Origin of the sequence: Polynucleobacter duraquae (assembly GCF_000973625.1) — a bacterium.
Classification (GTDB): Bacteria; Pseudomonadota; Gammaproteobacteria; order Burkholderiales; family Burkholderiaceae; genus Polynucleobacter; species Polynucleobacter duraquae.
In genome coordinates, this window is sequence record NZ_CP007501.1 from 104,586 (window position 1) to 125,150 (window position 20,565).

General features: G+C 44.0%; 21 protein-coding genes, 1 tRNA gene and 1 pseudogene. 13 read left to right on the plus strand and 10 right to left on the minus strand.

Annotated elements, in window-relative coordinates; translation table 11 throughout:
• Positions 1–15: 15 nt before the first annotated feature.
• Entirely contained in the window at positions 16–492 is a 477-nt protein-coding gene (tatB, locus tag CL55_RS00625) for a Sec-independent protein translocase protein TatB (RefSeq protein ID WP_046329423.1), read from the plus strand.
• Positions 493–532: 40 nt separating this feature from the next.
• Complete coding sequence (gene tatC, locus CL55_RS00630; protein ID WP_046329424.1) at positions 533–1,330, plus strand: twin-arginine translocase subunit TatC; 798 nt, start codon at positions 533–535, stop codon at positions 1,328–1,330.
• On the opposite strand, the gene CL55_RS00635 is transcribed toward tatC, so the two are convergent.
• A complete protein-coding gene (locus CL55_RS00635) occupies positions 1,315–2,787 on the minus strand; it encodes a tetratricopeptide repeat protein (RefSeq protein ID WP_046329425.1) in 1,473 nt (490 codons plus the stop codon). The genes tatC and CL55_RS00635 overlap by 16 nt on opposite strands.
• A gap of 208 nt (positions 2,788–2,995) precedes the next feature.
• Here CL55_RS00635 and CL55_RS00640 point away from each other — a divergent pair, with 208 nt between their 5' ends.
• From CL55_RS00640 to CL55_RS00650, 3 genes are all read left to right on the plus strand, one after another.
• Complete coding sequence (locus CL55_RS00640; protein ID WP_046329426.1) at positions 2,996–4,177, plus strand: porin; 1,182 nt, start codon at positions 2,996–2,998, stop codon at positions 4,175–4,177.
• Between the two features lie 109 nt (positions 4,178–4,286).
• A complete protein-coding gene (locus CL55_RS00645) occupies positions 4,287–5,987 on the plus strand; it encodes a tetratricopeptide repeat protein (protein ID WP_046329427.1) in 1,701 nt (566 codons plus the stop codon).
• Positions 5,984–8,062, plus strand: coding sequence for an O-linked N-acetylglucosamine transferase family protein (locus CL55_RS00650; RefSeq protein WP_052728687.1), 2,079 nt, complete (start codon positions 5,984–5,986; stop codon positions 8,060–8,062). The genes CL55_RS00645 and CL55_RS00650 overlap by 4 nt, the downstream gene beginning before the upstream one ends.
• Before the next feature lie 70 nt (positions 8,063–8,132).
• Here CL55_RS00650 and mscL read toward each other — a convergent pair whose 3' ends face one another.
• On the minus strand, positions 8,133–8,555 hold the full coding sequence (gene mscL, locus CL55_RS00655) for a large conductance mechanosensitive channel protein MscL (protein WP_046329428.1): 423 nt from the start codon (positions 8,553–8,555) through the stop codon (positions 8,133–8,135).
• A 136-nt stretch (positions 8,556–8,691) separates the two neighbouring features.
• Between mscL and petA the strand changes: the two genes are divergently transcribed.
• From petA to CL55_RS10395, 7 genes and pseudogenes are all read left to right on the plus strand, one after another.
• Positions 8,692–9,294, plus strand: a complete 603-nt coding sequence (petA, locus tag CL55_RS00660; protein ID WP_046329429.1) for a ubiquinol-cytochrome c reductase iron-sulfur subunit — start codon at positions 8,692–8,694, stop codon at positions 9,292–9,294.
• A 10-nt stretch (positions 9,295–9,304) separates the two neighbouring features.
• Positions 9,305–10,706: pseudogene (locus CL55_RS00665) on the plus strand (cytochrome b).
• A 29-nt stretch (positions 10,707–10,735) separates the two neighbouring features.
• Positions 10,736–11,509 carry a cytochrome c1 gene (locus CL55_RS00670; RefSeq protein WP_046329430.1) on the plus strand — a complete coding sequence of 258 codons (774 nt, stop codon included), beginning with the start codon at positions 10,736–10,738 and terminating at the stop codon, positions 11,507–11,509.
• 78 nt (positions 11,510–11,587) lie between these two features.
• On the plus strand, positions 11,588–12,199 hold the full coding sequence (locus tag CL55_RS00675; RefSeq protein ID WP_015420301.1) for a glutathione S-transferase N-terminal domain-containing protein: 612 nt from the start codon (positions 11,588–11,590) through the stop codon (positions 12,197–12,199).
• A gap of 31 nt (positions 12,200–12,230) precedes the next feature.
• On the plus strand, positions 12,231–12,632 hold the full coding sequence (locus tag CL55_RS00680; protein WP_046329431.1) for a ClpXP protease specificity-enhancing factor: 402 nt from the start codon (positions 12,231–12,233) through the stop codon (positions 12,630–12,632).
• Between the two features lie 18 nt (positions 12,633–12,650).
• Positions 12,651–12,726 (plus strand) — tRNA-Thr (locus CL55_RS00685).
• An 8-nt stretch (positions 12,727–12,734) separates the two neighbouring features.
• Complete coding sequence (locus tag CL55_RS10395; RefSeq protein ID WP_052728688.1) at positions 12,735–13,406, plus strand: DUF5672 family protein; 672 nt, start codon at positions 12,735–12,737, stop codon at positions 13,404–13,406.
• A 12-nt stretch (positions 13,407–13,418) separates the two neighbouring features.
• Here CL55_RS10395 and CL55_RS00695 read toward each other — a convergent pair whose 3' ends face one another.
• From CL55_RS00695 to hemA, 6 genes are all read right to left on the minus strand, one after another.
• A complete protein-coding gene (locus CL55_RS00695; protein WP_046329432.1) occupies positions 13,419–14,738 on the minus strand; it encodes an MFS transporter in 1,320 nt (439 codons plus the stop codon).
• Between the two features lie 3 nt (positions 14,739–14,741).
• On the minus strand, positions 14,742–16,016 hold the full coding sequence (locus CL55_RS00700; RefSeq protein ID WP_052728689.1) for a DNA recombination protein RmuC: 1,275 nt from the start codon (positions 16,014–16,016) through the stop codon (positions 14,742–14,744).
• A gap of 28 nt (positions 16,017–16,044) precedes the next feature.
• Positions 16,045–16,353, minus strand: coding sequence for a Grx4 family monothiol glutaredoxin (gene grxD / locus CL55_RS00705; RefSeq protein WP_046329433.1), 309 nt, complete (start codon positions 16,351–16,353; stop codon positions 16,045–16,047).
• A gap of 102 nt (positions 16,354–16,455) precedes the next feature.
• Positions 16,456–17,304 carry a peptide chain release factor N(5)-glutamine methyltransferase gene (prmC, locus tag CL55_RS00710; protein ID WP_046329434.1) on the minus strand — a complete coding sequence of 283 codons (849 nt, stop codon included), beginning with the start codon at positions 17,302–17,304 and terminating at the stop codon, positions 16,456–16,458.
• Positions 17,305–17,316: 12 nt separating this feature from the next.
• Complete coding sequence (prfA, locus tag CL55_RS00715) at positions 17,317–18,396, minus strand: peptide chain release factor 1 (RefSeq protein ID WP_046329435.1); 1,080 nt, start codon at positions 18,394–18,396, stop codon at positions 17,317–17,319.
• Complete coding sequence (gene hemA / locus CL55_RS00720) at positions 18,397–19,713, minus strand: glutamyl-tRNA reductase (RefSeq protein ID WP_046329436.1); 1,317 nt, start codon at positions 19,711–19,713, stop codon at positions 18,397–18,399.
• Between the two features lies 1 nt (position 19,714).
• On the opposite strand from hemA, the gene CL55_RS00725 reads away from it, so the two are divergent.
• The gene (locus CL55_RS00725; protein WP_237150511.1) at positions 19,715–20,023 is read left to right on the plus strand and encodes a hypothetical protein; all 309 of its coding nucleotides are present in this window, start codon (positions 19,715–19,717) and stop codon (positions 20,021–20,023) included.
• On the opposite strand, the gene CL55_RS00730 is transcribed toward CL55_RS00725, so the two are convergent.
• Positions 20,020–20,346 (minus strand): type II toxin-antitoxin system PemK/MazF family toxin, encoded by a 327-nt coding sequence (locus CL55_RS00730; protein ID WP_046329437.1) that lies wholly within the window; start codon positions 20,344–20,346, stop codon positions 20,020–20,022. The two genes, CL55_RS00725 and CL55_RS00730, sit on opposite strands and share 4 nt — an antisense overlap.
• A complete protein-coding gene (locus CL55_RS00735) occupies positions 20,343–20,558 on the minus strand; it encodes an antitoxin MazE family protein (protein WP_046329438.1) in 216 nt (71 codons plus the stop codon). Before CL55_RS00735 ends, CL55_RS00730 begins: the two co-directional genes overlap by 4 nt.
• Positions 20,559–20,565 lie beyond the last annotated feature (7 nt).

The following is a 20,565-nucleotide window of genomic DNA, read 5'->3' on the forward strand; positions in this document are numbered from 1 at the left end:
TAATGCGCAGCTGTAATGATTGATCTCGGAGTTTCAAAGCTTGCACTCATTGCAGTAGTTGCATTGATAGTGGTTGGCCCAGAGCGTCTTCCTAAGATCGCCCGCATGGCGGGTAATTTGTTTGGACGTGCTCAACGCTATATGGCGGATGTCAAATCTGAGGTTAGCCGACAAATGGATGTCGAGGAGTTCAAGAAACTCCGTGAAGAAAGCGTCTCTGCTTTCAAAGATGTTGAGAGCTCACTTCAATCTACCGTTCAAGAGGCGGGTGCCAATCTAAGTGATCAGGCCGACATCTTTGAAAATAATTTCACTAGAGCACCTCTTGATGAAAAAGAAGTGCTTAGCAAGTCAATCCGTCAGGGGCGAAAGAGTTGGGGTGTGAGACGTGCAGCCAGACCGGTTTGGTTTAAGCATTCCACTGGAATGCGCACAAGAGTTCAATCTGGTGCCGCTCGTATGAAGCGTTTTCACCATAGTGCCAATAAGTAAGCAGTAAATAATAAAAGTACAAGAATATAAATATCCGCGCATGACTGACAAAAATTCAACAGAAGATTCCGGTTTACAAGAATCCTTTTTGTCTCATTTATTTGAGTTACGTGATCGTATTATTAAGTCTGCACTAGCCATCATTGCGGTATTCGTCTGCTTGGTGTATTGGGCGCCGGATATTTTTCATTTATTTTCACAGCCGCTATTGGACTCATTGCCCTCAGGCGGAAAAATGATTGTGACGGATGTCACGGGATCATTCTTTGTGCCGATGAAGGTCACGATGTTGGTAGCCTTCTTGATTGCGTTGCCGGTAGTGATGTATCAGCTTTGGGCATTTATTGCTCCTGGCTTATATCAACATGAGCGAAAGCTGATTGTGCCTTTGGTGGTGAGTAGCTATAGCCTGTTTATATTTGGTATGGCTTTTGCCTACCTCTTGGTATTTCCTACAGTGTTTGAGTTTATGGCAAGTTATAACGCACCACTTGGCGCTGAAATGTCGACTGATATTGATAAGTACCTCAGTTTTGCGATGAACACATTCCTAGCCTTTGGGCTTACTTTTGAAGTACCCGTTGTGGTTGTAGTTTTAGTGCGCATGGGCATGGTTCCCCTAGAAAAGCTCAGAGAGATTCGTCCTTATGTGATCGTTGGTGCATTTGTGATCTCTGCCGTGGTTACGCCACCCGATGTTCTATCACAATTGCTATTAGCAATTCCTATGACTCTGCTTTATGAGTTAGGACTATTGATTGCGCGTTTTTACGTTCCAAAGCCGACAGACGATGCTGTTGACGCAAGTTCAAAGCCAGATACTCAAGCCACGACTTGATCTTGTCCGAAGGTGCTAGTAAGCCATTCGGTTACCCGATCAAATCGATAACGCCTTTGTCTTAGATTCCCCTCCAAGTCTGTATTGCTGCTCGCAAAAACTTTTCCTGCTGCAAGCAATGAGCGGCGCTGCTGAGTGGTATCAATCTGAATTAATCTAGGTAGTATTTTTGGTAACTCATGGCGAATATCGACAACAACACAGTGCTCATGTTGGAGTTGACCAACTTCACATAGCAATAACTCTGCCTTGCTCAAGTTAAATTGATTGGCCACAATGAGTCGGTGACAAAGCAAGATCCACTCCTCATCCAATTGATGCTCTGCATGGTGGTTCAAGGCTTTTTCTGCATGCAATGCTAAGTGATGCCAATCATTGTTCTTGGGACTAGAAACATTCTCCAGAACTTTGCTTAGTAATTCTTTTGCTTCAGGTACACCTTGCTGGTGAGCTTGCCAAATCCAATAGGAAGCCTGAAGTCCGCGAATCTTCTCTTCTACTTTTTCACGCTTGCGCCAAAGGTTCGCACCTCTTCTGAATTGAGCCACAGGATGACCCAAATCAGCTGCGCGATCAAAACACCGATCACTTTCACTGGCGTTATATCCAGAGAATTGCGGACGACGATAGATTTCACCCAAAGCAAACCAGGCATCACGATCCCCATCTTTTGCGGCAAGCCCTAACCAGTAAGCAGCTTTCTTAAGGGATGCATTCGATTTGCCGCTCGGCCCATCCAAATCTCTTACATCAGAGTCGACCTCATTCAATTGTGCAAGACGTAAACCTAAGGTGAGCTTGGCAATTGTCAGGCCGAGTTCTGCCGCCTGCATAAGTACACTTTCATTCTTTTCTGAGAGCCAAGCGCTCCACAGAGAGGAGAGTGCTTCATCTTTAGGTTGGAGCTTTATCAGAAGTTCTTTAGCCGAATTGGTGAAGGGGGTTTCTGATTCTACTAAGTGGACTAGAAATTCTTTTGCAGTTTTTTGTAGGGTGGGGAAGTCAAGACTTGCATTCCGTTTAATGAGCCACTCAGAAAGCGCCTCATGAAGATCTTTTTTATTAGGATCAAGCAGTAGTTCAGCGAGTTGCCATTGCGCGGCATGGCTGACATCAATATTTGTCTTGGCTAGCATCCAGAAGGTTTCCCAGCCAAAAGAAAAGGCCGGCGAATTAAAGGTGAGTTCCAAGGGAACTGCTGAAATTTGCTTCAAAACACTCTGCATCTCTGGGGTGTATTCCTTTAATGCTGGAGAGTTAGTAATGCCCGGGGTAAATTTGCTATCTATTTGATTTTGAATAGATAAATAAGATTTCTCTAACCAAATCAAAGCATTAGCAGGCTGAATTGGAGTTTTCAATGCCCCAGTTAAATAAGCAGAGGCTAATTTTTGTTGTGCAGATACATCACCCAATCGAGCAGATTGAAGGATTTTTAAGAATTCACGGCTTGCCATATGACAATTTTGGCATCCTAAAGTCTAAAAAGTAACTAATCAAAGCCCTTGTTGCCCTGATACAACGAAGAAAGCAAAAAAACTACCTTTTGACAAGCAAAAATAACTCCTAAATACCCTTACCCCCAGTCTTGGAAGTAAAAACAAGCAAAATTCATGAGTCCCAGATTTATTTGGGCATTACTTTCAATTTATGGAGATTTAAAGAATGAAAAAATCGCTATTCGCAGTTGCAGCCGTAACAGCATTTGCTGGTGCAGCTCAAGCTCAGTCCAGCGTAACCGTTTACGGTATTTTGGACATGGGTTACATCGGTACCAACACACGTAACGTGTCTGGCGCTAACATCAAAACAAATACAAACCAAATTGGTAACTCTGCTGAGCAGTCAAGCCGTTTAGGTTTCAGAGGTACTGAAGATTTGGGTGGCGGTACTTCAGCTTTCTTCACAGCTGAGTTCAACTTATTTGGAACAGGCAACAGCTTGTCACAAGAAACTAGCTTCAGAGCCACAACAAGTGGTTCAGGTAGCACAATCTCAGGTCTCCAAAGCCGTCAAGCTTTTGTTGGTTTGAAAAAGAATGGCTTAGGTCAGTTCTCTGTTGGTAATCAATACACTCCAATTCACGAAGCAATTGGCGCAACTGATCCTGGTCAGCAAAACAACGTAGTTGGTAGCGCAATCTATCCAGTTGCTGTTAACGGTACAGATTTGACTACTGGCGCTTATACTACTCGTGCTGCTAACGCATTGGTAGTTAAATCAGACAAGTTTGCTGGATTTTCTGCAAAAGCTTTGTACAACTTAAGCCAGTCAAATTCTTCAACTAATGCTTCAAACGCAGTTGCAACAACCACTGGCGGTGGTTCAGTTAACAGTAACGGTTGGGGTTTAGCTGCTGATTACACATGGAATAAACTCTTAGTTACTGCTAACTACCAGTCATTCCAGAACAGAACTACAAACGGTGGATTCACAACTGCATTAAACTCCAACGATAACCAGTTCTACGGTGGAGCTACCTATGACTTCGGTATTTTGAAGGCATATGCTGGTTACGTTAATCGTAAAATTACAACTACAAACGATTTGACAGCTTCACGTACTGCACAGCAGATCGGTGTTCGTAGCTTTGTAACTCCAACAATCGAGGCATGGGCTTCTGTTGGTCAGGGCCGCTTTAGTTCTAATACAGCTATTGGTACCGTTGCTCCAGTTGCCAGCCCAGCAAGTGCAAACTTCACTGCATACCAGTTGGGTAGCAACTATTGGTTGAGCAAGCGTACTAATTTGTATGCAATTTATGGCTCAAGCCAACAGTCTTCTTCTGCAACTATTGCTTCAGAAGGCGCTAACCAATATGCTGTTGGTGTTCGTCACACTTTCTAATTGGATGCTAGCTTAGGCTAGTTGATAATTGGGTGGTAGAAGTTAAGACCCATCGTGGAAACACGGTGGGTTTTTCTTTTATGAAAAAGATATTTATATAATTGGTCTAATGACTCCAACGCAAAAACTGAATAATGAAATCTTCATGATTGAGAGGGCGCTTGAAGCTGGTAGGTTGGAGGATGCAGGGCGCTTGTTAGATCGAATCCTTAAATTAGATCCGAAAAATCCGAGAGCAAATGAGTTATATGCTTATTTCCTCGGCGCAAGTGGAGAAAGCAATAAAGCATTTGAACAATTAAAGATAGCTTGTGGGCTCGAGGGAGCATTGCCATCAGCGCTACATGAATTGGGTCGTCAATATCTTTATGCTGGTCAATTTGAAAGTGCCATTAATTATTTAGAGGCCGCCTTAACACGCAATGGATCATTTATTGGGGGCTTGCATGATCTTGGAATTGCCTACGCTTTAACCGGGGCATTACAAAAGGCAAGAGAAGCTTTTGAGAATGCATATCGATTAGATCCCGGATCTGCTGAAGTGGTTTACAACCTAGGTAAAGTTTATGATGACTTAGGCATGGCTGAGGAGGCGGTCAAATGCTATTACGATGCAGTAAGCATTGATCCAAAAATGACATCAGCCCTCATTAATCTTGGTGATGTCAATGTAGATTTAACTCATTATGAAGAGGCCATTAGTAACTACGATGCTGCACTAGCGGTCGACTCATCTCTGAGCGACGCGCTGGTTAATCGTGGCGTAGCATTTCACATAATGAAGAAATTTGAAGAGGCGCTATCTTCATTTGATCAGGCAATCTTAATAAATAAAAATTGCGCGGGCGCCCATTTTAATAAAGCCTTAACATTGGTTTCCTTGGAAAGATATCAAGAGGGCTGGAAAGAGTATGAGTGGCGGTGGGCTTATGAAAAGTTTACAAGTCCACCAAGATCATTTAAGAGCCCGCTATGGCTGGGTGCTGAGTCTTTGGATGGCAAATCAATCTTAATCTATAGCGAGCAAGGGCTTGGAGACACAATTCAGTTCTGTAGGTACTTGCAAATTTTAAGAGGGAAAGTAGAGTCTATTTTTGTTGAGGTGGAGCAGTCATTGATTTCAACAATTGAAAGTATGAATCTTGGAATCAATGTGATTAAAAAAGGTGAAGTAATGCCCGCGCATGATTACCATTGCCCAATGATGTCTTTACCCTTGGCGCTCCAGCAAGATCAAGGTCGCCCTCCATTTCCAGATAAATATTTGAGTGCAAGTAAGGAATTGGTTTCAAAGTGGATGGCTCGTCTGGGTAGTTCAGATATACCAAGAATTGGGATTGTTTGGCGGGGCAGTGCAACGCACGCAAATGATAAGAATAGAAGCATTGCATTGAGAGAGCTAATGTCTGTTCTACCCGAGGGCTACCAATATCTGAGTCTTCAAAAGGAACCCACCCAGGATGAGAGAATGCTCTTGGCTTCTAATCCAATGTATTTAGACTATTCAATTGACATTAGTGATTTTCAGGATACTGCCGCATTAGTAAACTGTCTTGATTTGGTGATTGGGGTCGATACCAGTACGATTCACCTCAGTTCTGCCTTGGGAATGAGGACGTGGCTGCTGCTTTCTTATGTCCAAGATTGGAGATGGTCTCCAGATAAGGAGCAATCGGCTTGGTACTCAAGCATGCGAATACTAAGACAATCTGTTGATCAAAAATGGATGCCTGTTTTAGAGCAACTAAAGTCAGAAATACGAAGTTTTCTTGAAGCATATCCAAAATATGATGCCGAAGAAAAATTATGAGTAGCCTTGAGATTGCGGCCTTATTTGTACTTGCAGATCAGTATTTTGCGGCAGGCCAGTATGGGGCTGCAAGAAATATATATTCCGAAGCTGCGCAGAAGATGCCAGATGAAGCTAGGGCAATAGAGGGTATGGCATATTGCGCTGCTAACTTAGGTGATGACGAGACTGCCTTTACTTTATTAAAGCAGGCTGTTGATGCAGTTGGAATATCCGCCCAGGGCTTGTACTTTTTGGCCTCATTTTATTTAGAAAAGCATTGCTATGACAAAGCAATTACTTGTCTCCAGAAATCCATTCAAATCGCTGGAGAGTATTTCGAAGCACTTCATGATTTAGGTGCAGCCTATGCTTCTTTGGGGGATGCAAGTTCTGCTTTTATAGCCTATAAAAAAACGCTTGCATATAAAAATCATTCCCTTGATATTTATTTGAATCTTGGCGACTTGGCAATGACTCTTCAGAGGGTCGAGGAAGCTAAGCAGTATTACTTCAATGCGTCAACGATAGATCAATCATCTGCCTATGCATGGAGTGGATATGGAGCTGCATTAGCTAAGTTAGGCGAATATGAGGATGCTTTGCGAGCGCTTAATAGGGCCATTGAGCACAATCCAGATCTACTTGATGTTTGGATGCACAGAGGCGATATTTTTAACCTATTAAAACGTCACGATTTAGCTTTAGAAAGCTATGAAAAGGCGGAGAAGATTTTTCCTGACATGCCATTTATTTTGGGAAAAATTTTGCATCAAAAAATGCTGGCTTGTGACTGGTCTGGTTATGAGGAGCTAATTGGAAAAATTCAGCTTGGAATTTCTCAGGGGAAAAATGTTGCAGAACCATTTGGGTTCCAAGCAATCTCTGAGTCTGAGGAAGAGTTAAAGGCCTGTGCAAAATTATTTGCCGATTTTTATTTTGAACAAAAAGATTCAATGGCTATTCTTGGGCAAAATAATAAGATCAAAATAGGATACGTTTGCGGTGAATTTAGAAATCAAGCTACCTCGATATTGATGGCCGGTGTTTATGAGTCACAGAATAAGGATGAATTTGAAATTTATGCATTTGATAATGGACTAGATGATGGCTCGTTCTTGAGAAAAAGGATAGAGGTCGCCTTTGACCATATGATTGACATCAGAGGGTTGCCAGATCAGGAGGTTGCTCAGAAGATCGCTAATTTAAAGATAGATATTTTAGTTAATTTGAACGGATATTTTGGAGAATCTCGTCAGGCTATCTTTGCCTATAGACCAGCCCCCATTCAGGTCAATTACTTAGGATTTCCGGGGACTCTAGGCTCTAAATATATAGATTATCTAATCGCTGATGACAGGGTGATACCGCCTGATAGTTATCAATACTATTATGAAAAAATTGTAAGCTTACCTAATTGTTACCAGGCTAACGATGACAAGAGGGTGATTTCTCAAAAAATTTTTACACGCGCTGATTTTGGTTTGCCACAGAATGCATTTGTGTATTGCTGCTTTAACAACAATTATAAAATTACACCTCAGATATTTAAGATCTGGATGAATATACTGAGCAATACAAGTAATACAGTGTTATGGCTGCTAAAAGATAACGATTTGGCAGCTAAGAATCTTTTGGCTCATGCGGAGCATCATGGAGTAGCTAAGGATAGAATATTTTTTGCGGATAGACGTGTGCCTGAAGAACATTTAGCACGCCATCAGCATGCTGATCTCTTCTTGGATACTTTCCCATATAACGCTCATACGACTGCAAGTGATGCACTTTGGTCAGGCTTGCCAATTTTGACTTATGTTGGCAACACATTCCCTGGTCGGGTCACCTCGAGCTTATTGTCGGGGCTTGGGGTCAGGGAGCTGATTGCCGATTCTCAAGAAGAGTACAGAGATATGGCAATTTCTTTTGCAAATAATCCACTAGACTTGCGCTCTATTAGAAAAAAAATAGAAAGCAAGAAATTTACTTGCACACTATTTGATACCGGGCAATTTACCAAAAAACTGGAGAGTGCATTTAGATTTATGCATTCTCGGTGTGTTGCCAATCTTCCACCAGAACATTTCAAGGTTCAGTGAAGATGCTATTGCTTAGCCCAATACTGCGTCCAAATACCCTCTACTCATTACTCTAAAGGAGTGGGGGCAATTATTTTTTGAGGCTATCGCGAATTTCCCGCAAAAGAACTGTGTTTTCTGGTTCTGATGGCGCTGGTTGTGCGTCGACAAGTCGCACCTTATTAACTACTTTGACCATTTGAAAAATGACAAACGCCAGCAAAATAAAGTTAATGGAAATAGTGATGAAGTTTCCATAGGCAAAAATTGGTACCCCAGCCTTTTTAAGGGCATCAAAAGTTCTGGGCACCCCCTCTGGGATCTTGCCTAGCACCAAGAAGAGGTTGGTAAAGTCAATATGACCCCCTAAAAGAGTGGAAATCACCGGCATCACGATGTCATTTACGAGGGAATCTACAATCTTCCCAAAAGCCCCGCCAATGATCACACCAACCGCCAAATCAATAACATTTCCCCTGACCGCAAAGTCACGAAATTCCTTTAAAACAGCCATAAATACCTTTCAATTCACATAGATTGAGGCTAACTCAAAATTAACCCCATAACTTTGATGCATACCCCATTTTTACTTTAAAATCTTATCTTTAAGTATTTTTACCTATAAATGCTCTTTTCGAGGAATTTTGTAAATGAGTGACAAGCCCAGTATGGATAAGGATCGCCGTAATTGGTTGATCGCCACTTCAGCAGTCGGCGGTGTTGGCGCAGCCGCAGCCCTTTACCCTTTTGTGGATAGTTTTCAACCTTCTGAGCGCGCCAAGGCCGCCGGAGCTGCTGTTGAGATCGATATCTCTGGCATGCAGCCAGACGAAATGCGTATGGTTGAATGGCGCGGTAAGCCAGTATGGGTGGTGCGCCGTACTCCTGAACAGGTTGCCGAGCTTTCTAAGATAGATGCAGAGCTCGCAGACCCTGATTCTTTAAGGGATCCAGCCCAATTTACCCCGCCATATGCACAAAATCAATGGCGCTCAATCAAGCCGGAATATATGGTTGTAGTTGGTATTTGTACCCATTTAGGGTGCTCGCCTACGCCTAAGTTTGAGGCAGGCGCTCAACCCTCTTTGCCAAACACTTGGCAGGGCGGTTTTCTTTGCCCATGTCATGGCTCCACATTTGATATGGCCGGCCGTGTGTTTAAGAACAAACCAGCTCCAGACAATATGGAAGTGCCGCCGCATATGTATTTGAGCGACACCAAAATTCTGGTTGGCGAAGATAAGAAGGCCTAAGGAGAAATAAATGGCATTTCACGAAAAAGAAGTCCCAGCAAACGCATCCCTCGCAGTGAAGATGATGGCTTGGGTGGATTCGCGTTTACCAGTGACGGATGCATTTAAGCGTCATATGAGCGAGTATTACGCTCCTAAGAATCTGAATTTCTTCTATATCTTTGGCGCGTTGGCTATTGTGGTTTTAGCTATCCAAATCATTACCGGCATTTTCTTAGTGATGAACTACAAGCCAGATGCCGCTAAGGCATTTGAGTCTGTTGAATACATCATGCGAGAGGTCCCGTTTGGCTGGTTAATCCGCTACATGCATTCGACTGGCGCTTCAATGTTCTTTGTAGTGGTTTACATGCACATGTTCCGTGGTTTGATTTATGGTTCATATCGCAAGCCACGTGAGTTAATTTGGATTTTCGGCTGCGCGATCTTCTTGTGCTTGATGGGTGAGGCATTCTTTGGTTACTTGCTCCCATGGGGTCAAATGTCCTATTGGGGCGCTCAAGTGATCGTGAACTTGTTCTCTGCTATCCCATTGATTGGTCCAGATCTATCTTTGTGGTTGCGTGGTGATTACGTTGTAGGCGATGCAACACTCAATCGCTTCTTTGCATTCCACGTCATTGCTATTCCTTTGGTATTGATTGGATTGGTTGCTGCTCACATTCTTGCATTGCATGAAGTGGGTTCTAACAATCCAGACGGCGTAGAAATTAAAAATACACTGGATGCAAATGGTCATCCGGTTGATGGCATTCCATTCCACCCCTACTACAGCGTTCATGACGTCATGTACTTAGGTGGTTTTTTGATTCATTTTTGCCTCGATTGTTTTCTTTGCTCCAGAAATGGGCGGATATTTCTTGGAAGCGAATAACTTCATTCCAGCAAATCCATTTGTTACTCCGACGCATATTGCACCTGTTTGGTATTTCACACCGTTCTATTCAATGCTGCGCGCAACAACATCCAACTTCTTATTGCCATTATGGATTTTCTTGGCAGTGATTTTGTCGATGTTCGCCCTGAAGTCTAAGGATGTCAAAGTCAAAGGTGCATGTGCAGCAATCGCATTAGTACTGGCAGCCGGTTTCTATGCGTTTGATGCAAAGTTCTGGGGTGTTGTGATTATGGGCGGATCAGTTGTGATTCTCTTCTTCTTGCCATGGCTAGATCATTCTCCAGTGAAGTCGATTCGTTACCGCCCTCAGTTTCATAAGTACATTTATGGAACCTTTATCTTGACCTTTGTGGTTTTGGGCTACTTAGGAATCGAGCCGCCATCACCTCTTTACGAAAAGATTTCTCAGATTTGCACCATTTATTATCTGGGCTTTTTCTTGGCAATGCCGTTCTGGAGCACGCTTGGTACGTTCAAGCCAGTTCCAACTCGCGTTACTTTTAAGTCCCATTGATTCAGATACCCGAGAAATTAGGAACTAGTATGAAACGAATTTTGCACACTGTGATGGGCGTCTGTCAGGCAGCAGCCCTGGTTGCTGCCCTTGGTTTTGGTTTAGCTGCAAATGCAAGCGAGGGCGGTTTCCCGTTGGAGACTGCGCCAAATCGCGTTAGTAATAATGCATCTTTGCAAAATGGCGCCAAGATATTTGTCAACTATTGCTTGAACTGCCACTCTGCAACAAGTATGCGTTACAACCGCATGCGTGATATTGGTCTGACAGATCAACAAATCAAAGATAACTTGATTTTGACCGACGCTAAAGTTGGCGACTTGATGACTATTTCAATGTCACCTAAAGATGGCAAGGCCTTTTTTGGCAAGACCCCTCCCGACTTATCTGTTGAGGCACGTGCACGCGGTACTGACTGGCTCTATACCTACTTCCGTACTTTCTACAAAGACGATACTACCCAAACTGGTTGGAATAACTTGGTGTATCCGAACGTTGGTATGCCTCATGTTCTGTGGCAGTTGCAGGGTGAGCGTGCTGCAAAGTTTGAAGAGCGTCCAGATCCACACGATGCAAGTCGTGTAGAGAAAAAATTTGTTGGATTTGAGCAGTTAACTCCAGGAACCATGAAGTCACAAGAGTATGACGACAACATTGCTGACTTAGTTGCTTTCATGTCATGGATGGCCGAGCCAGTGCAACTTGAGCGTAAGCGTTTGGGTGTGATTGTGTTGATCTTCTTGGCAATCTTCACTCTGGTAGCTTCACGTTTGAATAAGGCTTACTGGAAAGACATTCACTAAGCCACAGTTTTTGAGATTTAAAGTCGCAGTTGTTTGTGCGTTTGTTGTATTGAAGTAGATATTTAAGGAAATAAATTTATGATGGTGTTGTACTCGGGCACAAATTGCCCATTCTCGCAACGCTGCCGTCTGGTGCTTTTTGAAAAAGGCATGGACTTTGAAATCCGTGATGTGGACTTGTTTAACAAGCCAGAAGACATCTCGGTGATGAACCCTTATGGCCAAGTTCCAATCTTGGTTGAGCGCGACTTGATTTTGTATGAGTCAAACATCATCAATGAGTATATTGATGAGCGTTTTCCTCATCCGCAATTGATGCCGCCCGATCCTGTTGCACGCGCACGCGCACGCCTCTTCCTTTTCAATTTTGAAAAAGAGTTATTTGTGCATGTAGCTGCATTAGAAAATGAAAAAGGCAAAGCTGCTGAGAAGTCTCATGAAAAAGCACGTTTAGCTATTCGTGATCGCCTAACTCAGCTTGCACCTATTTTTGTAAAGAATAAGTATATGTTGGGCGAAGAGTTTTCAATGCTTGATGTAGCAATCGCCCCTTTATTGTGGCGTTTAGAGCATTACGGTATTGACCTCTCTCGCAATGCAGCTCCCCTTTTGAAGTACGCTGAGCGTATTTTCAGTAGGCCTGCTTACATAGAGGCATTGACTCCATCAGAAAAGGTCATGCGTCGCTAAGCGGCTCATTTCTCAGGCTGGCAAAATAAGCATGTCTGATATTCCAAGCAATAAACCCTATCTAATCCGTGCCCTACATCAGTGGTGCACGGATTTTGGCTTTACGCCCTTCATGGCAGTCTTTGTGGACTCTACTGTTGAAGTGCCTATGGAGTTTGTGAAGAAGGATGAAATTGTTTTAAATCTCTCTCTGGAGGCTTGCCATCAACTAAATTTGGATAATGATTGGATCAGTTTTCAGGCAAGATTTGGTGGAGTTCCAAGGAAAATTATGGTTCCTGTAAGTCATGTTTTAGCGATCTATGCACGAGAAAATGGCCAGGGAATGTCCTTTCCATTTGATGCCAGTCAGGTCAGCAAGCTCAAAGATGCAAGTCCTGAGAATGCTGAAAAGCCAAAAGCTAACAGACCTTCCTTGACGATTGTGAAATAGGTTAGAATACTATCCGTTGCCCCTTTAGCTCATCTGGTAGAGCAACTGATTTGTAATCAGTAGGTGGTCTGTTCGAGTCGGACAAGGGGCACCATCAATTTCATGCTACATCTCCCCCAAGTTACTTTAATAGCCGTTAGCTCTGTTGAGTTGGCCGGTACTGATCTTGCTTTGCAGATCTCTTCCCACGATATTGAATTTGGTGCAATCAAGTTTTTATCTTCAGAGGAATGGCAGCCCTCTAACGCCAAAATACAGATGACCAAGATTCCGAAGCTTGATATTGTAGGTTATAGCAAGTTTATTCTTGGTGATCTTCATGAGCATGTAGAAACTGAATACTGCCTTGTTGTTCAATCTGATGGCTTTGTCCTTAATGCGAATAAGTGGAATCCTAAATTTCTTGAATTTGATTACATTGGAGCTCCATGGCCAATGGACTTGAAGTTGCAACCCGGTAACATTGCCTTAGATTTAAGTAGGAATAATGTGGGCAACGGGGGTTTTTCATTGAGAAGTAAGCGACTTTTAGAAGCTACATCCAAAATCTCTTTTCATGACTTAACCTTCCCTACAAAATCCGAGGATTTGATTTTGTGCCACTTTCTTTTTCAAGAAATATCAAATGCTGGGATCAAATTTCCAGGGCCAGAATTAGCTGCTCAGTTTTCAATTGAGTCTCCAACTGCTGCTTATGGGCAAAATCCATCTACCTGCTTTGGATTTCATGGAAAAGAGTTGAGAGATTTAATCTTTGCTAATGCTCAACTGTAGATTGAGTTTAAATTAATCCTCGAGTTTTATTAACTTTGTTTCTGGTAGGTAAATTAGCGCTACAACAGCACCACAAGATAAGAAGATGGTCGGGTACCATAATCCCGCAATGCTACTTTCCCAGTGTTGATTGAGCCATGTCACAATTAAAGGCAGAAGACCACCTATCCAACCAGCGGCTAGGTTATGTGGAAGAGTGGCTGCACTATTTCTGGTATTTGCAGGAAAAAGTTCTGCAAGGAGGGCTGTTTGTGGGCCTACTACAAGAGCAAGTATTGCTGATAGGCCAATTAAGATCGCCCCTATAAAAAATGTAGATTCACCATTACTTTGTAAGAAATGAAATGCGGGAAGTATAAGTGTGGCACCCAAGACAAGCCCACTCACAACCACAGGCTTCCTTCCAATCTTATCTGAGAGCCATCCTGCGAATACAGTCAACGGCAATAGTGAGGCAGTCGCATAGACGCTTAACTGGTCAACAAGTTGTGGTGCAAGCTTTACGGTGGTCTTCAGAAAGACGGAAGTGTAGACCTGTACACAGAAAAACAATACTGCACCACCAGCAGAGATGCAAAAGAAAAGTAGAAACATTCTCTTTCTAGTTTCTGGATCTTTAAGATTATCACGCAAGGGGCTTTTAGACTGGGTTTCTGTTTTACTGAGTTGCAGATAGATCGGCGTTTCGTCCAAGGCCGTGCGCGCTTTAAATGCAATCAACAGCAGAATTAGTGAGATCCAAAATGGTATACGCCAGCCCCAAGATAGAAATTCTTCTTGGCTAAGATAGGTTTGTAACAAGGCAATTTGGAGTGTGGATACTAAGATGCCAAGTGGCCCCATGAGCTGCAAGAAGCTAGTCTTAAAGCCACGATTAGAGTCACCTGCATGCTCGGTCAGGTAGACGGCGCTACCCCCAATTTCTCCTCCTGCCGAGAGGCCTTGAAGTAGTCTAAGGGTCACTAACAGAATAGGTGCCCAGATCCCAACCTGAGCATAGGTCGGCAAAAAGCCAACGCATACCGTAGCAATTCCCATGAGAGTGATGGTGATCATAAACACGGGGCGTCGCCCAATACGATCGCCAATGCTTCCAAAAATAGCTGCTCCTATGGGTCTCACCACCATACCTACACCGAAAGTCGCAAGGCTAGCTAATAGGGCTGTACTGGGATCGCTTGAGGGAAAAAAGAGGGGGCCAAAAACTACAGCCAGAGTGGCAAAGGTGAGAAAGTCATACCACTCTAGAAAGGTTCCAAAGCAAGCAGCAATAGCTACTTTTCTATAAGAAGGTGGTGAGGTCTGTATTTCTGATGCGTGCGTAGCAGTCAATTTTTATTCAGAGTCAGTTGACGATTCAATTAGGGGGGGAGATAAATTTTTACTAGGCTTAACACCGAGCTCACGCACCTTTTCTGCAGTACGAATCAGATTGCCTTTACCGGATTTGAGTTTACTAAAGGCATCGTGGTAACTCGTTTGGGCTTGATCTAAACGCTGACCCAGTTTTTCAAGATCATCAACAAAGCCAACAAACTTGTCATATAGCGTGCCACATTGTTTTGCAATTTCTAGAGCGTTGCGGTTTTGGTGATCCTGACGCCAGAGATGTGCAACAGTTCTCAGCGTAGCCATCAATGTACTTGGGCACACGAGCACAATATTTTTGGCTAGTGCCTCTTGATACAAATTAGGCGCTGTCTTCAAGGCTAGTAGGAATGCAGGTTCAATAGGCACAAACATCAACACAAAATCTACCGAGCCAATGCCGTATAGGGAGCTGTAGTTCTTGCTTGAGAGTCCTTGAATGTGTTGTCGAAGAGACTGAATATGTGCCGCTAATTCTTGCTCTAAAGTAGTTGGATCGGTTGCCTCGGCATGGCGTGAATACGCGGTAATAGAAACCTTGCTATCAACCACTAAGCTTCTACCCTCTGGCAGCTTCACTACGACGTCAGGCTGGAGGCGTGAGCCATCAGTCAGGGTATGGCTATCTTGAACTAGGTACTCTTCACCCTTTCGAAGGCCTGAAGATTCAAGAATGGACTCTAAAACCAACTCACCCCAATTGCCTTGTACTTTCGAGTCGCCCTTCAGTGCCTGGGTCAGCGAACGTGTCTCATCAGACATGCGTAAATTCAGGTTGGCTAGACGCTCGATCTCACTCTTGAGAGCAAAACGCTCACGTGCTTCGTTACCGTAAGAGGTATTTACCTGCTCTTTAAATTCTGAAAGCTTAGTTTGTAGTGGCTTCAGAAGAGCATCTAAACTAGCAACGTTTTGCTCAGTAAAGCGCTTGGACTTATCCTCCAAAATTTCATTAGCGAGATTTTTGAATTGGCTAGTGAGCGCCTCTTTAGCCTCATTGAGGGATTCAATTCTTCCTAAACCTTGTTTACGCTCGGAGTCCAGTGCTGCCTCAAGTCGAATGGCATTCTGTAATGCCTGATCACGCTCAGCTCTTAAGCTGGCAGAAAGCGCAGCATCATTTTGATTTTGTTGCTCAACTCTAGCGAGGGCTGAGCGTAAATTGAGCGCATAGACTAGAAGGCCTGCACATAAACCGAATGGCAGGCCAAATAGTAAAAGAGAGCTTAAGTCAAAAGTCACAAATATGAGTTATGCAGATTTTGTGCAATTAACCTTGTACAAGTTTTTTCAACTCACCACTTTCGAACATTTCAGTCATGATGTCTGAACCACCAATGAATTCACCATTGATATAGAGCTGAGGAATGGTTGGCCAGTTAGCAAATTCCTTAATACCCTGACGAATGGCTTCATCTTCCAAAACGTTAACGGTATGAAGAGTCTCCACACCACTTGCGCGCAAAATATTGATCGCGTTTCCGGAAAAGCCGCATTGCGGAAACTGGGCATTGCCCTTCATAAACAATACAACGGGGTGGCTAGTAACGATTTCTTGAATTTTTGCTTGGGTATCCATATTTTTTCCTGAATTTATGCTAATTGAAGATGATGATTTACTACTAATAATGAGGTAATTTTAAGGCTATCTGAAGAAAAGGGTTAATTCCCTGTATCGGTTTTAGAGCCTTTTTCGTCCAGAAACTACTCGGCAGTGGCCTGCCAAATCGAGGTGAGCCTGGACATCTATTAGACCCGCCCCTTTCATTAGCTCCATCACCGCTTCGGATTGATCAAAGCCATGCTCAACGGCAATCAAGCCGCCAGATTTAAGGTATTCACTTGTCCCGGCAATAATACTTTCTAAGCAGCTCAGCCCGTTAGCGTAATCGGTCAGAGCGGATACAGGCTCAAAACGGAGATCCCCTTGAGTGAGGTGGGGGTCTTGATGGGCGATGTAGGGCGGATTACTCACAATCACATCAAATTGGCTTGGTTCAGTCAATGCTGCATACCAACTACCGAGTAAAAACTGGACTTGATCTGATAGGTTTAAGGATTGCGCATTTTGCTTTGAAATCGCTAAAGCCTCGGTCGATTGATCTGTTGCAGTCACTGATGCCAGTGGCGCAGCGTTTGCAATAGAGAGTGCAATAGCACCAGAGCCAGTACCCAGATCTAGTACCCTTGTGCGTTTGTTGAGTTTGGCAATCTCAGTAAGGGCAATCTCTACGAGGAGCTCAGTTTCTGGGCGAGGAATAAGTACCCCAGGGCCAACCTCTAACTCAATATTATGAAAGCCCTTCTTGCCTAAGATATACGCAATAGGTTCTCCTAAAACTCTTCTAGAAACTAGTCTTTCCCATTCCAGAAAAGCTTGCTCATTCAAACTCATATCATCACGAGATAGCAGGGCAGAGCGCGGGAGTTGGTAGTGCTTCTCTAGGATGAGGGCAAGTAATATCCGCACCTCATTTGCTGGCAATGCACAGTTGCTAATTAATTCGCGTAATGGCGGGCTGGCGCTCATCCTGTGGTGGAATTAATTATCACCAAGTGCTGCAAGAAGCTCCGCCTGATGTTCAGACGCAAGGGCATTGCATAGATCGTCTATATCACCATCCATCATGGCATCAATTTTGTACAGTGTGAGATTGATGCGGTGATCGGTAATACGACCTTGTGGAAAGTTGTAAGTCCGAATGCGATCACTACGATCACCAGTGCCAACTAAAGACTTTCTGGTCTGTGCTTCTAGCTGATGTTTTTCACGTTCACGAGCATCCATAATGCGAGAGACAAGAACCTTCATTGCTTGTTCACGATTGCGGTGCTGACTACGATCATCTTGGCACTCAACTACGGTGCCAGTTGGTAAGTGGGTAATACGAACAGCAGAGTCCGTTTTATTAATATGCTGACCACCAGCCCCTGAAGCTCTAAAAGTATCAATGCGTAATTCAGCGGGATTAATTTTGACCGCTTCTAATTCATCAGCCTCGGGCATCACAGCTACTGTACAAGCTGAAGTATGAATACGTCCCTGAGTTTCTGTTTGGGGAACACGTTGCACGCGATGGCCACCAGACTCAAATTTGAGGCGTGAATAGACAGACTGACCTACTAAGCGCAAAACAACTTCTTTATAGCCACCAAGATCAGATTCGGCAGCATTGACCACTTCTACTTTCCAGCCCTGACGTTCTGCAAATCGCGTATACATTCGGAGTAGGTCGCTGGCAAAAAGTGCACTCTCATCACCGCCTGTACCTGCCCGAATTTCTAAGAAGACATTGCGTTCGTCGTTGACATCTTTGGGTAGGAGTAGTTTTTGAAGAGTGCCCTCAAGCTCTTCCATGGTGGCTTGAGCTTGTTTCTGCTCTTCATCAGCAAAGTCTCTCATATCAGGATCCTTGCGCATCTCTTCTGCAGCTTGTGCATCAGCCTCGGCTTGTTTATATAAGCCAAATTGCTCCACTACCATCGCAATATCAGAATGCTCACGTGTGAGCTTCCGATAGTTGTCCATATCCTTGGTGGACTCTTCGGTAGTTAATAAAGAATTAAGTTCGGCTAAGCGCGTATCTAGGTGGTCTAGCTTAGCCCGCATGCTGGGCTTCATCTAATGGTCTTCTGGCTTGGAGTGTGAGGCGAATAATTTGGGAAGTAACTTAATCAGTGCTTCACGCTCAGCGCCGTTGGAGTGTTGCAAAGCATGTAATGAGCCATGTAAGAACTTATTTGTTAAGCCTTGAGCCATCGCATTAAGAACTTCTTGGGGATCCTCACCACGCATTAATCGTTTCATCGCACGATCGAGTTCAAGTTGCCTGAGGTGCTCGCCTTGTTGCTGAATGTCCTGAATGAGTGGCACAGTCTTACGACCTTGCATCCAGTGCATGAAATTACCAACACGATCTTCAATGATCGCTTCAGCCTGACTCACTGCTGCTTGGCGTAAAGAGGCGCCAGTCTGAATCATCACGCCTAGATCATCGACTGTATAAAGGTAGATGTCATTTAAGCGGCTAATCTCTGGCTCAAAGTCACGGGGAACCGCTAGATCAATCATGACCATGGGTTTACGGCGACGTTGCTTAAGAGCACTCTCTACCATTCCTAATCCGATAATCGGCAGCGACGATGCCGTACTAGAAATGATGATGTCAAATTCATGCAGTCGACTCGGCAGATCTGAGAGCTTAAATGATTCTGCCTCAACATCTTGAATGGAAATCGAGTCTGCTAATTCTTGTCCGCGTTCAATCGTGCGATTGGCAATTGCTACTGCTTTAGGCTTGCGTGCCACGAAATGGGTAGCGCACAAAGTGATCATGTCACCAGCGCCGATAAACAGAACACGTTGATCAGCAATACTTTCAAAAATACGTTCGGCTAATCGAACGGATGCTGCTGCCATTGAAATCGAGTGGGCGCCAATCTCTGTCGAGCCACGGACTTCTTTTGCGACTGCAAAGGTTTTCTGAAAGAGTTGATTAAGATAGGTACCAAGGACGCCCGCATCATTTGCAGTACGCACAGCATCTTTCATCTGACCCAAGATTTGGGTTTCACCAATCACCATAGAGTCCAACCCACAAGCAACTCTAAAGGCATGCCGAACTGCATCAGATTGCGGTAGCGAATAAATATGCGGCTCCAAACTGCTTGGAGCAAGTTGTTGGGTTTTGGCTAACCAGTCAAACGTCGCTTCATGTAATAGGCTGGCTGCATCTGCATCGTTAGCGGCGCAGTAGAGTTCAGTTCGATTGCAGGTAGACAGGATTGTGGCCTCAGGCAGGCCGGCCTGATTCGCGCCAACGAGATGTTGGCGAAGATCGTGCAACGCTTCTTGAAGAAATTCAGGGTCAAAGGCGACCTTTTCCCGAATAGCGACCGGCGCTGTGTGATGATTGATGCCGAGTGTCAACAACTTCATAATGGTGATTATAGATTTGATGGCAGAAACAATGGGGGTGGCAATGGGGTTTTTAGCTTTTCTGGTGATTGGTGGTCTAACTGGCGTATTTGCCTTGGTTTTTTACCCAGGAAAACGTCAATCTAAGCCAAGGGCTAAGAAATTCCTTATGGCGGTCTTGGTTGGCAGTGTTGCTGCTCTAGCTAGTTCCTATACAGGTCAATCTACAGGTTTATTTCAGTCAGGTCAGATGCTAGAGTGGCTCAGCGCCATAGTGGCAGCATGTTTGGCTGGTTACCTCTACGCAGTACTTTCTAGAAATGCACCTTAGGCTAAGCCTAACCAAAGCGCTAGGGCTCTGTTGACTCGTACCATCATGACGTCATTGAGCTCGCCAATTACAGATCCAATTTTTTCACTTCGAATTGACATGATCTTATCAATCTGAACTTGTGATGCTCGGGTTAGCCCATTGGCTTCATTGGGTTCAATATCAAGTCGGAAGATTGGAGCTTGTTTAATTTCACTGGATATCAAGGCAACCGTTACCGTTGCATGAATATCACTGAAAACGTCCGATTGAAGTACTAAGGCTGGTCTCGGCTTTCCAAAGTCACCCTGCATAGCAACCGTTACCACGTTGCCACGCTTCACGCTTCATCCAAATCTGCTAATGAGTCATCGAGAAAGGACATCAGCTCATTGTCTGCTCGATCGGCAGCGGCTACTAGAGCTGATTGGCGACGACATTCTTCAAAAAAGCCAGGGGCTTGAGTATCTGGAACCCATATTTGAATAGGCCGTAATCCAGCATCTCTGAGGGCTAGCCGGTGTTTTTGGACTCTAAGCGCGGCATTTGAAGGCATTTTTTTT